Source organism: Pseudoxanthomonas sp. CCNWLY206-1 (assembly GCF_039710385.1).
Classification (GTDB): Bacteria; Pseudomonadota; Gammaproteobacteria; order Xanthomonadales; family Xanthomonadaceae; genus Pseudoxanthomonas_A.
The window spans coordinates 110,978-124,384 of sequence record NZ_JBDKXI010000009.1; the positions used below are offsets into that span (position 1 = coordinate 110,978).

The 13,407-nt window shown below is 62.1% G+C and carries 16 protein-coding genes and 1 tRNA gene; all 17 read left to right on the top strand.

What is annotated here, in order from left to right:
* The first annotated feature begins 121 nt into the window (after positions 1-121).
* Entirely contained in the window at positions 122-805 is a 684-nt protein-coding gene (gene ccmB / locus AADW18_RS18430; protein ID WP_337344862.1) for a heme exporter protein CcmB, read from the top strand.
* 58 nt (positions 806-863) lie between these two features.
* Positions 864-1,628 carry a heme ABC transporter permease CcmC gene (gene ccmC / locus AADW18_RS18435; RefSeq protein WP_337344863.1) on the top strand — a complete coding sequence of 255 codons (765 nt, stop codon included), beginning with the start codon at positions 864-866 and terminating at the stop codon, positions 1,626-1,628.
* Complete coding sequence (locus AADW18_RS18440) at positions 1,625-1,789, top strand: heme exporter protein CcmD (RefSeq protein ID WP_337344864.1); 165 nt, start codon at positions 1,625-1,627, stop codon at positions 1,787-1,789. Before ccmC ends, AADW18_RS18440 begins: the two co-directional genes overlap by 4 nt.
* Positions 1,786-2,250 carry a cytochrome c maturation protein CcmE gene (gene ccmE, locus AADW18_RS18445; RefSeq protein ID WP_337344865.1) on the top strand — a complete coding sequence of 155 codons (465 nt, stop codon included), beginning with the start codon at positions 1,786-1,788 and terminating at the stop codon, positions 2,248-2,250. Before AADW18_RS18440 ends, ccmE begins: the two co-directional genes overlap by 4 nt.
* Positions 2,251-2,379: 129 nt before the next feature.
* A complete protein-coding gene (locus AADW18_RS18450; RefSeq protein WP_337344866.1) occupies positions 2,380-4,317 on the top strand; it encodes a heme lyase CcmF/NrfE family subunit in 1,938 nt (645 codons plus the stop codon).
* Positions 4,314-4,913 carry a DsbE family thiol:disulfide interchange protein gene (locus AADW18_RS18455; RefSeq protein WP_337344867.1) on the top strand — a complete coding sequence of 200 codons (600 nt, stop codon included), beginning with the start codon at positions 4,314-4,316 and terminating at the stop codon, positions 4,911-4,913. The genes AADW18_RS18450 and AADW18_RS18455 overlap by 4 nt, the downstream gene beginning before the upstream one ends.
* A 77-nt stretch (positions 4,914-4,990) precedes the next feature.
* Complete coding sequence (locus AADW18_RS18460; RefSeq protein ID WP_337344999.1) at positions 4,991-5,392, top strand: cytochrome c-type biogenesis protein; 402 nt, start codon at positions 4,991-4,993, stop codon at positions 5,390-5,392.
* Positions 5,392-6,396: a tetratricopeptide repeat protein gene (locus AADW18_RS18465; protein WP_337344868.1), complete on the top strand. Its 1,005-nt coding sequence runs from the start codon at positions 5,392-5,394 to the stop codon at positions 6,394-6,396. The genes AADW18_RS18460 and AADW18_RS18465 overlap by 1 nt, the downstream gene beginning before the upstream one ends.
* A 94-nt stretch (positions 6,397-6,490) precedes the next feature.
* Positions 6,491-7,618, top strand: a complete 1,128-nt coding sequence (locus tag AADW18_RS18470) for a homoserine O-acetyltransferase (RefSeq protein ID WP_337344869.1) — start codon at positions 6,491-6,493, stop codon at positions 7,616-7,618.
* A gap of 168 nt (positions 7,619-7,786) precedes the next feature.
* Entirely contained in the window at positions 7,787-8,374 is a 588-nt protein-coding gene (locus tag AADW18_RS18475) for a cysteine dioxygenase family protein (protein ID WP_337344870.1), read from the top strand.
* Positions 8,375-8,446: 72 nt separating this feature from the next.
* Positions 8,447-8,532 (top strand) — tRNA-Leu (locus AADW18_RS18480).
* Between the two features lie 178 nt (positions 8,533-8,710).
* Positions 8,711-9,919 carry an integrase arm-type DNA-binding domain-containing protein gene (locus tag AADW18_RS18485; protein ID WP_337344871.1) on the top strand — a complete coding sequence of 403 codons (1,209 nt, stop codon included), beginning with the start codon at positions 8,711-8,713 and terminating at the stop codon, positions 9,917-9,919.
* 99 nt (positions 9,920-10,018) lie between these two features.
* Positions 10,019-10,960, top strand: a complete 942-nt coding sequence (locus AADW18_RS18490) for a hypothetical protein (protein ID WP_337344872.1) — start codon at positions 10,019-10,021, stop codon at positions 10,958-10,960.
* 96 nt (positions 10,961-11,056) lie between these two features.
* On the top strand, positions 11,057-11,287 hold the full coding sequence (locus AADW18_RS18495; RefSeq protein WP_337344873.1) for an AlpA family transcriptional regulator: 231 nt from the start codon (positions 11,057-11,059) through the stop codon (positions 11,285-11,287).
* A gap of 44 nt (positions 11,288-11,331) precedes the next feature.
* Positions 11,332-11,514 carry a hypothetical protein gene (locus AADW18_RS18500; RefSeq protein ID WP_337344874.1) on the top strand — a complete coding sequence of 61 codons (183 nt, stop codon included), beginning with the start codon at positions 11,332-11,334 and terminating at the stop codon, positions 11,512-11,514.
* A complete protein-coding gene (locus AADW18_RS18505; protein WP_337344875.1) occupies positions 11,511-11,750 on the top strand; it encodes a hypothetical protein in 240 nt (79 codons plus the stop codon). Before AADW18_RS18500 ends, AADW18_RS18505 begins: the two co-directional genes overlap by 4 nt.
* Positions 11,737-13,014, top strand: a complete 1,278-nt coding sequence (locus AADW18_RS18510) for an AAA family ATPase (protein WP_337344876.1) — start codon at positions 11,737-11,739, stop codon at positions 13,012-13,014. Before AADW18_RS18505 ends, AADW18_RS18510 begins: the two co-directional genes overlap by 14 nt.
* Positions 13,015-13,407: the final 393 nt, after the last annotated feature.

Consider the following 13,407-nt stretch of genomic DNA (forward strand, 5'->3'; position numbering starts at 1 on the left):
GGGGAATGGGGAATGGGAAAAGCGGGTTTTCGCCCGGTGGAACATCTGCCTGCCCGGTGCCGGGCCGCGCTCCCTGCTTCCGATTCCCCACTCCCGGTTCCCGGTTCCCGGCTTGGCTCCCATGACCGCCCCTACCCTCATCCAAGCCGCCCGTGCACTAATCGTTCGCGATCTACGCCTGCTGTGGCGCCGACGCGGCGATGCGTTCCAGCCGGCGCTGTTCGCCTTGCTGGTGGTCGTGTTATTCGCTTTGGGCCTGGGCGGCGAAGCGGAAAGCCTGCGCAAGGTCGCCTCCGCCGTGCTCTGGGTCGCGGTTCTGCTGGCCGGGCTGCTGTCGCTGGATACGCTGTTTCGCGGCGATGCTGAGGACGGTTCGCTGGAGCAATGGATCCTGGCGCCGGTGCCGCTGGCTTGGCTGGTGGCGGTGCGCGTGCTCACTCATTGGGCCACGACGGCCTTTCCTTTGATCTTGATCACCCCGCTGTTGGGCGAATTGCTGCATCTTCCGCGCGGTGAGTTGCCGGTGCTGATGGCCTCGTTGTTGCTGGGAACGCCGCTGTTGAGCCTGCTGGGTGCGGTTGTGGCGGCGCTAACCGTCGGAATGAGGCGCTCTGGTATCCTTGTCGCCCTGCTGGCGCTGCCGTTGTACGTCCCCGTACTGGTGTTCGGCGCCGGCAGCGTTGCCGCCAGCGCACAAGGTCTTGATGCGGTCGGCGCGCTGCTGCTGTTGGGCGCAGGCCTGGTGCTGGCGCTGGTGCTGGCACCCCTGACTGCCGCCGCCGCCATCCGCATCGCCCTGAACTGACGCTTCTCCGATTTGACGCCTGCTCCTACCGAGTCCGCCCCGAGCCCCCTGCATCCGCATGAATCCCCTCGTCCGCTGGTTCCATCAACTCGGCTCGCCGCCGTACTTCGATCGTTTCGCGGCGCGATGGACGCCGTGGTGCTACCTGGCCGCGTTGGTGCTGTTCGGTTTTGGCCTGTGGCAGGCGTTGTTCGTGGTACCGGCCGACTATCAGCAGGGCGATAGCTACCGGATTCTCTTTATTCACGTGCCCAGTGCCTGGATGAGCTTGTTCGTCTTCGGCCTGATGGCCTTCTACGCCGCCATCGCGCTGATCTGGCGTATCAAGTTGTGCGAGATCCTGGCCATGGCCTGCGCGCCCATCGGGGCGGCCTTCACCCTTATCACCCTGCTCACCGGCTCGATCTGGGGCAAGCCGATGTGGGGCACCTGGTGGGACTGGGACCCGCGGCTGACCACCGAACTGATCCTGCTATTCCTGTATCTGGGCGTCATGGGTTTGTACAACGCCATCGACGACCGCCGCGCCGCCGCACGCGCCGCCGGCTTGCTCGCCATCGTCGGCGTGGCGTTGTTGCCGATCATTCGCTATTCGGTGGTGTGGTGGAATTCGCTGCACCAAGGCCAGACGATCAGCCTTACGGGCGGTTCAAAAATGGACCCCAGCATGGTGCTGCCGTTGTGGCTGATGTTGGTCGCCACCAAGTTCTGGTTCGCCGGTTCGCTGCTGGCGCGCGCTCGCGCCGACAACCTGCGGCGCGAGTCCGGCAAGGATTGGGTCGCGCGTCTGGCAGGACGACCCAGCGCGGAGGTGGAATCATGAGTTATCTGTCGTACGTCACGGCGGCTTATGCGGTGTTTGCCGTTGTGCTGCTGTGGGATTTTCTTGCGCCTCGCTTGCAGATCCGTCGCGAGCTGCGCGCCGCGCGCATGCGTGCCACGCGTGATGCCAAGCGTTCTGCGCCCGTGGAGTTGACCCGATGAATCCGACCCGCCGCCGACGCCTGCTGCTGGTACTGCTGATCGTTGCCGTGGCCGCCATTGCCACCACGCTGATCGCGTTTGCTTTGCAGCGCAATGTTGCCTACTTGTATACGCCCGCTGAAGTACTACGCGGCGAAGCGGGCGAACGCGCACGTTTCCGTCTGGGCGGCATGGTGGAAAAAGGCTCGTTCAAGCGCGAACCGGGTTCGTTGGTGGCGCAATTTCGCGTCACCGATGGCGATGCACAGTTGCCTGTCACGTACGACCGCATCCTGCCGGATCTGTTCCGCGAGGGCCAAGCGGTTGTCGCGACCGGCACGATGAAGGACGGCGTCTTCGTAGCCGAAGACGTGCTGGCCAAACACGACGAGGCCTACATGCCAAAGGAAGTGGCTGACAAGATGGGCAAGGCGCACCAGAAGCATGATGTGCAGGCGCCGGCTGCGGAGTCGGTGAATTGAATAGCGTTTCGCGCTGGAGCGCGACGGCACGAAATGCCCACGAGCCTGTGCTTTCGACGAACCACCAAAGCCGCTGGGTCCCGGCCTTCGCCGGGATGACGGCCTTCTTTTCTTTTTGGCCTTCGACCCATGCTGCCTGAACTTGGACAAATCGCGCTGATCCTCGCACTGCTCGTCGCGGTGCTGCAGGCGCTGCTGCCCTTGACAGGCGCTCAGCGTGGCAAGGCCAGCTGGATGGCGGTGGCACGGCCAGCCGCGTACATGCAACTGCTGCTTGTGCTGGCGGCCTTCGTCGTACTGACCACTGCGTTCGTGACGCAGGATTTTTCGGTCAAGTACGTCGCTCAGAATTCCAACTCGCTGTTGCCCTTGGTGTATCGCTACACCGCCGTCTGGGGTTCGCACGAGGGCTCGCTGCTGCTGTGGGCGCTGGTGCTGGCGGTATGGACCGCGGCCGTCGCCCTGTTTTCTAGAGCACTGCCTGAAAAGGTCATCGCGCGCGTGCTGGGTGTGATGGGCATCATCGCCATCGGCTTCCTGGCGTTCCTGATCTTCACTTCCAATCCCTTTGTTCGCCTGTTGCCCTCGCCCGGTGAAGGCCGCGATCTGAACCCGCTGCTGCAAGACCCCGGCATGATCATCCATCCCCCGATGCTGTACGTCGGCTACGTCGGGTTCGCGGTGCCATTCGCTTTCGCTATCGCCGCACTGCTGGACGGCAACGTGGATGCGCGCTGGCTACGCTGGACGCGGCCATGGACCAATATCGCCTGGGGCTTCCTGACCGCCGGCATCGCGCTGGGCAGTTGGTGGGCCTACTACGAACTGGGTTGGGGCGGCTGGTGGTTCTGGGACCCGGTGGAGAACGCAAGCTTCATGCCTTGGCTGGTCGGCGCCGCGCTCCTGCATTCGCAGGCGGTGACCGAAAAGCGTGGCAGCTTCCGCGGCTGGACATTGCTGTTGGCCATCGCGGCCTTCTCGTTGTCTCTGCTGGGCACGTTCCTGGTGCGCTCCGGCGTGCTGACCAGTGTCCATGCGTTCGCTGCCGATCCTACGCGCGGCATGTTCGTACTGATCTTCCTGGGTTTGGTGATCGGCGGTTCGCTGCTGTTGTACTCGCTGCGGGTGCAGGGGCTGACCGACAGCGACACCGATCCCAAGGGAAGCTTCGCCGCCAGTTCGCGCGAAACCCTGCTGCTGACCAACAACGTGCTGCTGACCTCGGCCTGCGGCATGGTGCTGTTGGGCACGCTGTATCCGCTGCTGGCCGATGCACTGGGTATGGGCAAGATATCGGTGGGTCCACCTTATTTCGGCCTGCTGTTCGTCCTGCTGATGACGCCGCTGGTGCTGCTGGTGCCGTTCGGTCCGCTGACCCGTTGGCAGCGAGAGCAAGCGTCAAAGCCTTTATCGATGCTGCTGCCGTGGGCCGTACTGGCACTGGTGCTGGCGGCCGTCGCCTATTTCATGGCGCCGCAGGGGCAATGGAAGACGGCAGCCGGCATCTTCGCCGCGGCCTGGGTCGGCCTGGGCACGTTGCGCTTCGTGTGGACACGGGTGCGCGGCAATGGCCGCTTCACACCGGAGATGCTCGGCATGACGCTGGCGCATTTTGGCATCGCGGTGTTCCTGGTCGGCGCTTTGCTGGTAGAAGCCTTGAACGTGCAGCGCGAACTGGCGCTCAAGCCGGGCCAAACGGTTGAAGTGGGCGGCTATGGTTTCCGCTTCGAAGGCGTGGATGAAGTCCGCGGCCCCAATTATTTGTCCGACCGCGGCCATGTGCAGGTGTTGCGCAACGATCGCCCGTTGACCTTGCTGCACCCGGAGAAGCGTGCCTACGCCAGTGGTGGCCAGGTGATGACGGAAGCCGGCATTCGGCCCGGCTTGTTCGGCGATGTCTACGTGGCGCTGGGCGACCGGCTGGGCGACGACGCCTGGGCGGTGCGCGTGCACATCAAACCTTTCGTACGCTGGATCTGGCTGGGCGCCGCGCTGATGGCGCTTGGCGGATTCGTCACCGCGGCGGACAAACGCTTCCGTCGTACTTATGAAGCGAAAATCCCATGAACACACCTGCGCAATCTCCTGCACCTGCCCCCAAGAAGTCGCACGGCGCACTCGTTTTCGCGATCGTCGTGATTGGGCTGTTCTTCGTCGGCTTGATGGGATTGCTGTTCTATGGTGTGAAGCAGTCTGGTCGCGGTGATCGCGATGCCCTGCCCTCGCCGCTGATCGGCAAGCCGGCGCCCTCCTTCGACCTGCCGTCGCTGCACGAACCCGACAAGCGCATCACACCAGCCGACCTGGCCGGCCAACCTTATGTCATGAATGTGTGGGGCAGCTGGTGCCCGGAATGCCGCGTTGAGCATCCGGTGCTGACCAAATTCGCCCTGACCAAGCGCGTGCGCTTCATCGGCTACAACTTGAAGGACGAGCGCGAGGACGCATTGCGCTGGCTGGAGCAGTTCGGCAACCCCTACATGCTGGTCATCGCCGACGTGGAAGGCCGAACCGCCATCGACTGGGGCATCTACGGCGCGCCGGAAACCTTCCTGGTCGACGGCAAGGGCATCATCCGGTGGAAGCACGTGGGTGCTGTCGACGACGCGATCATCGCCAACGAATTGATTCCCGTGCTTGAGAAGGTGGAAGCGGAGCGATGAACGCCGACGTTTCCACGGAGCCATCACGGCGGGTCAATATCCGGCCTGCGGTATGGATATTGGGGTTGCTGTTGGCAATGCTGGCCTACAACACCTTCGCCCAAGCCAAAGACCCCACGCCGCTGCAATTCAACGACACCGCCGAGGAAGTCCGCTTCCACCGGCTGACGGCCGAGCTGCGCTGCGTGATGTGTCAAAACCAATCGTTGGCTGATTCCGACGCGCAAATCGCCCACGATCTGCGTCGCGAAGTACTGGACCTGATACGCCAAGGCAAATCGGATGCGGAAGTAAAACGCTTCCTGGTGGATCGCTACGGCGAATTCGTGCTGTACAAGCCCGACGTGACGCCGGGAACGTGGCTGTTGTGGTTCGGCCCCGCACTGCTGTTGATCGCCGGTGGGCTGATCGTGTGGCGCGTCGTGAAAAAACGCGGTGGCCGCCCGGTTTCCGAACCCGACGAAGATCAGGAGTGGTAATGGGACTGTTCGCCGCGCTTGCTGCGTTGTTGACCGTGGCTGTACTCGCCGGCGTGCTGTGGCCGCTCTGGCGGGACTCGCGTGGACTGGTATTCGGTACGCTGATGGCGTTGGGTATCGCCACGTTCGCGCTTTACCGCGTGGTGGGCGCGCCCGATGCGCTGGACCCCGCCGCAAAGGCCATGCCCACGACGCTGGAAGAAGCGGTGGCGCAGTTGGAAGCGGAACTGAAGAAACATCCCAACGAGCCGGAAGGTTGGCGCTTGCTGGGCAAGTCGTACACCGCGCAAGAACGCTACCCCGAGGCACGCGCCGCGTTCGATCGCGCTATCAAGCTGATGCCCGACAACGCCGACTTGCTGGTGGAAGCCGCTCAGGCACGGATGTTCGCCGACCCGCAACGACGGCTTGGCAGCGATGAAGTAACGCTGCTTTATCGCGCGCTGGCGATCGAGCCGAATCATCAGCGTGCGCGCTGGTTCCTGGGCGTCTCGCAGCGCCAGAACGATCAACCGGCCGAAGCAGCCAAGACCTGGGAGCCGCTGCTGGCACAAGTCGATGCCAACACGGCCACCACCTTGAGGACCCAGATCAACACCGCCCGTTCCGAAGCCGGCCTGCCGCCACTGCCCGAAGCACCTGCGGCAGCCCCATCGCCGGCATTGCTGACGGTGGTGGTGGATATTGCCCCAGTCCTGAAAGCCAGGCTTTCGGCCGGCGATGTCTTGTTCGTATTCGCCCGCCAAGCCGGCGGTCCGCCGATGCCGGTCGCCGCCAAGCGGGTGCCGGCGACCGAGTTCCCGATCACCGTCGCCCTGAGCGACAGCGACAGCCCCATGCCGACCATGAAGCTTTCCCAGACCGGCAATGTCGAACTGGTGGCGCGCATATCCAAGGCGGGCGATGTCACGGCCAAACCTGGCGATCTGGAAGCCGCTCCGCTTAAAGCGGAAGTGAGGCCGGGCGCGGAATACTCCCTGCGCATAGACCAAATTGTCGAGTAGGCGATCCTTGTAGACCAATCCGACATTGGCCGCACGCACACAGCAATCCATCCGCGGGTTGGCGCACCTCTCCCGGTTTCCCTAAACTGGCTTGATGACCGAATTCATCCCGCCCGGCACACGCTTCCACTCCCTGTCCTCGCCATTCCCGATGAAGCGCGGCGGTCAGTTGTACAACGCACGCGTGGCGTTCGAAACCTGGGGCGATTTGAACGCAGCCGGCGACAACGCCGTCCTCATCGTCACCGGCCTGTCGCCTGACGCGCATGCCGCGCGCAATGACGCCAATCCGGAAGATGGCTGGTGGGAAGCGATGCTCGGTCCCGGCAAACCCATCGATACCGACCGCTGGTTCGTCATCTGCGTCAATTCGCTGGGAAGCTGCAAAGGTTCCACTGGCCCGGCGTCGATCAACCCAGCCTCGGGCGAGTTGTATCGGCTGGATTTCCCGGAGCTGTCGATAGAAGACGTCGCCGATGCGGCGTATGAAGTGGTGCACGGCCTGGGCATCCAGCGGCTGGCCTGCATCATCGGCAACTCGATGGGCGGCATGACCGCACTGGCTTTCCTGCTGCGCCACCCCGGCACGGCGCGCACGCACATCAACATTTCCGGCAGTGCGCAGGCGCTGCCGTTTTCCATCGCCATTCGTTCGTTGCAGCGCGAGGCGATAAGGCTGGACCCGAAGTGGAACAACGGCCATTACGACGACGAGAACTATCCGGAGTCGGGTATGCGCATGGCGCGCAAGCTCGGGGTCATCACCTACCGTTCGGCGCTGGAATGGGACGGCCGTTTCGGCCGCGTTCGGCTGGAGTCGGATCGCCCTGACGAGGATCCCTTCGGCTTGGAATTCCAGGTGGAAAGCTATCTGGAAGGCCACGCGCGGCGTTTCGTCCGGCGTTTCGATCCCAATTGCTATCTCTATCTCAGCCGTTCGATGGACTGGTTCGATCTGGCCGAGTACGCCTCTGAAGAGCGAACCAATGGCGACGTAGTCGGCGGACTTGCGCGCATCCGGGTGGAAAAAGCGCTGGCCATCGGCGCCATCACAGACATCCTGTTCCCGCTGCAGCAGCAACAGCAGATCGCCGAAGGGCTCGCCGCGGGCGGCGCGCAAGCCGAATTCCTTGCGTTGGAGTCACCTCAGGGCCACGACGCCTTCCTGGTCGATATCGCCCGCTTTGGCCCCGCCGTAGCCGGATTCCTGGCGGATCTCTGAAACCTCACTCCTCGGGTGAATCGGGCCGGTACGGGTGTCCAGCAAGAGCTCGCGCCGGGGACGGCGCTCCTACCTACATCGGGTGGATTTCCACGCACGACACAGCAAGGACATCCCCACCACGCAGGCGCGGAGTAAAATGCCCGCACTTTCTTCTGGGAACGCCTCATGAGCCTCGATTTTCCGGGCCACGACAAACTGGTCGCTTCGCTGGATGCGGCGGTCGCATTGGGCGATGACAGGGCCGTCACCGATGCGCTGCGCAAGTCGCTGTGCGAGCTGATCTGCGACGACGACATCGCCCTGCCCGCCTGCGTGCTGGAACCCATTGCCGATCACTACGCACGCCGCGAGGTCTACACCAGCCCGAATCTTGGCTACAGCGTGATCGCCATGACCTGGGGGCCGGGCCAGGGCACCAAGATCCACGATCATTCGGGCATGTGGTGCGTGGAAGGCGTGTGGCGCGGCCGGCTGGAAATCACCCAGTACGAGCTGGCCGAGCACGATCAAGAGCGCTATCGCTTCGTCGCCGCGGGCACCATCGAAGCCGGCACCGGCTCGGCCGGCAGCCTGATCCCGCCGCACGAATACCACACCATCCGCAACCCCAGCGACAAGGCGGTGGCCGTGTCGCTGCACGTGTACCAGCGCACCATGGTCCGCTGCGGCATCTATACGCCAGAAGAAGACGCCGACGTGGAAGGCTGGCAGCGCCGCGGCGAGCGCCTGCTGGGCACAGACCAGGCGGCCTGAGCCAGAACGGATTCGAATCAGACTTCAACCCCTGTCGGCGAGCGCCTCGCTTCGGCTATACTTCGCGTCCGCGCCGAAGTGGCGGAATGGTAGACGCAGCGGACTCAAAATCCGCCGCCGTTAAAAGCGTGTGGGTTCGAGTCCCACCTTCGGCACCACGACCACGTCCCAAGAAATCCAAGACGGTCCAGTCAACTAGCCAAAAGCCTCGCATTTTGCGGGGCTTTTTGCTTCATGTCATCCCATGATGTCCCATTGAATCCCGCTCACTTCGGGGGCATGCTTGGGGGCGCGAGGGGGCGGCATTGATGACTGTGCCCCAATTTGGGGGCACGTATGGCACGAGAGACGAGCAAGCTCAGTTCCCTAGGAATCAAGACTGCTAAACCTGGTAAGCATTTCGACGGACATGGGCTTTATCTCGAAGTTACCCTTGGTGGCTCACGCCTGTGGCGGCTGAAATATCGGTTCGCAGGCAAGGAAAAGCGACTGGCATTTGGGAAGTTTCCCGAAGTCTCTCTTGCAGAGGCCCGCGACCGTGCAACCAAGGCGCGCGCGCTACTGCGAGAAGACACCGATCCTGCTGCCGCCAAGGTGGAGAAGGCTGCCGTTGCCAAGCGTGCTGCGGAGGCACCATTCCCCAAGGTGGCTAGAGCATGGCTGGCGAAGATGAGGCCTGGATGGGCTGATGAGACGCACCGCAAGGCGTTCTATGTGGTCGACACGTACTTAGCTCCAGCGCTCGCTCGCGACTCAATAACCACCTTGACGACAAAACAGGCTGCCGATGCACTAACGGGCATCCCTACATCACTTGCTACCAAAGCGCGCGGCTACTTGGGCAATATCGTGAGGTTCGCCATCCGGGAGGGGCTACGGGATGAAGGTCGCTTACTTGACCTGCGTGGCGTGTTGAGAAAAGCCGAGAAGGGACATATCCCTGCCGCTGTGGACTTGGCCGACGTGTGCAATGTAGCCAATGCCGTCGAAGCCTACCCCATTCCTGTCACGCGCGCTGCGCTGAAACTGGCAATGCTGACCGCACAAAGGCCGGGCAATATTGTGGCAATGGAGTGGTCGGAGATTGATCTGGCCAACGCTGAATGGTCAATCCCGGGAACCAAGATGAAAACCCGGCATGCGCATATCGTCCCTCTCTCACGGCAGGCTGTGGACACTTTGCGCGCAATGGGAGTCTACACGGACGGCGGACGCTACGTTTTCCCGCCACTCGCAAGGCAAACGACCCCGCACCTGCACCGCGATGCACTTAGCTCTGCCCTTCGCCGAATGGGGTTTCAGGGGAAACATGCGACGCATGGCTTCCGTGGAATGTTCCGCACCGTCGCACGTGAGCGGCTTGGCATCGCTGCCGACGTCCTGGAAGCACAGCTAGCGCATGCAAAGAAGGACGAAATTCAGAAGGCTTACGATCGAACGGCTTTCGTTAAAGAACGTAAGCAGGCAATGCAAAGGTGGGCCAACTACCTAGATGACCTTCGTGCCAGCACAGGAAAGGTGCTCCAATTGAGGCGCAATGCATAACCTGACTATGACACCAAAAGGAAAGTCATTAGCGCCGGATGGAATGTGCAGACAGGTACCTACCGTGCACCATTTCACGAAACATGGGGGCATGCGCGCATGAGCATACTGTTGTCGCTTAAGGAATGGCTGACACTCGATGAAGCAGCGCAGCACTTATCTGCTGTATTTCAAGAGAACGTCTCCATTGCCGATCTGTATCGCTTTGCACTTGGTAAGCACCTAGTCCTTTCAGCTAACTTCGTTAACCATGGCCGTGCCAGGCTCGGCAGAAAAATGGCAATACGGGATGCAGGCTTTCGTGTAATGCCAAGCCTCAGTCAAGGTGAAGAGACTGGTATACGCCTAAGCATATCGGAGACCGCACTGCCGGAATTTGAAGCATGGCTGGAGCGAGACCCTAGCCGCAAGCAGCTACTGGAAAGTAAAGATTATCCAGAGAAGATGGTGCTTCTCAATGGAAACCAGATATCTGCAACTGAGTGCATCAGTTTCAGCAAGCATGTCTCGTCTATCGACGGGCTGTGGGACCTGCCGATGATCGGTGCGGAACGCTTAGATATCGAGCACGCACTCCAACAGGAAGTAGGCGGACCGCCGATTGAACTCATGCATTTGGACGGTACTTACGTCTGCGACGATAGCGGACAGTTCGCGTGGCTCCAAGAACACTGGAACGATAACGAATATGCCACGGAGGCAATGAGAAAAAAGCCATGGAGCGATTCGAGCGCTTATTTTCCCGCCGGGGGGATACCGAAAGACGTTGTGGTGGTTGTACGCCCGAGCAAACTACTGGAGTTCATCGGGAACGCAACGGGACAGGGCCAAGAGAAACCCCTCGAAGGACGCGAAAGGAACAGCCTCCTACGAATAATCCGCGCGTTAGACGTTATGGCAAAGCTTCCCACGCGAGGACCAGCAGTTCCCGTACAGAAGCAACTTGAGCAACTTGGCTTCACAGGCGGTCCTGGCGAGGCAACCATTCGAAAATGGATAGACGAAGCCCGCACGCAAGCTCCTGATAGCAATCCGCAATAGACAATCATCCTTCCACAATAGCCATTCGGAAGTAAAAAGCGGCCCGAGTATCTACGTAAGCCCGGGCGGTCCCCGGGCATTGCGAGAGATGCCGCGATGACCCACAGCAACTGTCCACCTCTAGTAGGCCACCTACTGCTTGAACGTCTCCCAAGCGTTAAGGCACGCACCGGCCTATCTCGATCCGAGATTTATCGACGTATCGCCATCGGCACGTTTCCAGCCGCTGTAAAGCTGGGTGAACGTGCAAGCGCATGGAACACATCCGAGATTGATGATTGGATTATCGGCCGCATTGCCGAACGCGATGCAAAGGCGGTGATCTAGTGGCTATCCCACTAAGACAACGAAGCCCGCGCGGGGCGGGCAACGTGACACAGGCTGGCAGGCTGAGTGCATGGGAAATATACCGCAACCCCGCGCGCGATGCGGTTAATGAGGCCCGCGCCGAACTGGCCCGCTATGCCGCGACAACGGACACGCCGGAATGGGGCGCGGTCATCGCCGCTGACTTGCTGGATGCGGCCCTGTCCGCGCTGGCCGGTGCGCAGTGAGTGCCGTTACTGTAGACCTTCCGCGCAATGCAGCCCAAGTCGCACGCCGCCTGCAACGCCGCCTCTCCGGTTTTGCGCTGGTGCTGGGCGTGCTGTGCCGAGACGTGAACACATTGCAACACATTGTGGAAATCCTGCGGGCCGGCTTTGGCCTGTCCGACGACGAACGCCAGGAACTAGACGAAGTGGCCGTTCGCTTGTTCGATGCGCGGGAGATGCTCAATGAGCGCGACTGACTATTCCGGCCGCTGGCCGTCGTCGGGCAAGGGAGCGAAGGTCGATGACGACGCGCCCCGTGTGATTCTGTTGCGCGGTTCCGACGTGAAGCCCGAACCTATCGATTGGCTGTGGCCTGGCTGGCTGGCTGCCGGAAAGCTACACTTGATTGGCGGGCAACCGGGCACTGGCAAAACGACGATTGCCACGGCGCTGGCTGCTACCGTCACCATCGGTGGCAGGTGGCCGGATGGTTCGCATGCAGCCCGTGGTAGCGTGGCGATCTGGAGCGGCGAAGATGACGCCGCCGACACGCTGGCACCGCGCCTGCTGGTCGCTGGCGCGGATATGAGGCGTGTCCATTTGGTCAGCGGCATCCGAGAAAAAGGACGACGCTATCCCTTCGATCCGGCAAACGATACCGCGCTGCTGGCCGATGCTTTGGCGGATATTCCCGACGTGCGCCTGTTGGTGGTTGACCCTATCGTTTCCGCCGTCTCCGGCGACTCGCACAAAAACGCCGAGGTACGGCGTGGGCTGCAACCGCTGGTCGACCTGGCCCAACAGCACCATTGCGCGCTGCTAGGCGTTACGCATTTCACGAAAGGCACGGCTGGCCGTGAACCCGTTGAGCGAATCACCGGCTCGCTTGCGTTCGGCGCGCTGCCCCGGCTGATCGTGGTGGCAGCGAAACAAGATGCCGACAAAGATACGCCGGCCCGCCGTGTGCTGCTGCGGGCGAAGTCGAATATCGGTCCCGACGGTGGAGGGTTTGTCTATGACCTATCACAAGCACCACTACCGGACACTCCGACCATTGAAGCATGTCGTGTCTCGTGGGGCGATGCACTGGTAGGCAACGCCCGAGACCTGCTAGCGGAAGTGGAGCGGCACGACGACGAACGTGAGGAACAGCGCGACGCTGCCGACTGGCTGCGCGACGTGCTAGAGCCCTGCCCGATGCCAGTCAAAGATCTGAAGAGGCAGGCGGACGAATCTGGCTTCGCCTGGCGGACGGTGCAGCGCGCAATGAGACGCGCAGGCGTAGAATCCCGGCGCGGTGGGTTCGGCCAGTCAGCGACTTGGCGGCTCGCCAGTCGCGCCACTACCGGCACAGTCGCGCCAGTTACGCCACACGGGGAGTTTGGCGCGAATGGCACGACTGACGCGAGCGAAGCGCACATTTGTCCCCACTGCGACGGTGAAGGCTGCCCCTGTTGTCGACAACGGACGGCTCCGTCCCTGCACGCCGAGTCAGGCGACAACGGCGGGAACAAGCCATGAGCGAGGGTTACTTGTCACGCGACCGGAAACACTTGGCCGCCGTACAGCGGGCTAGGCGCGCGCGTATGGTCCGGATCGATTACATGCCTGGCAAAGAAGCTCATGCGGTCATTCTCGCCGTCCAGGCGACCAAGCAGCCAGGCAGTCTGGCGGCGACCAACAGCGCGACCCTAGACGCCATCGTTGCCGAGTGGGCCGAGCTAGCCGGAATAAAGAAGCCCGAGGTAGTGACACCCATGACTTCGGTCCATTTGCCGGAATTAAGTGACACCAAATGCGCGCGCGCGTATGACTTCGGAGTTGGACTGCCGCACTGGGCAGAGAAATGGCTAGCCCAAAAGAGGCAGGCACTAGCCCAGCAGCGCCGCCCATGCGGCGCGCGGCGTCACAGGG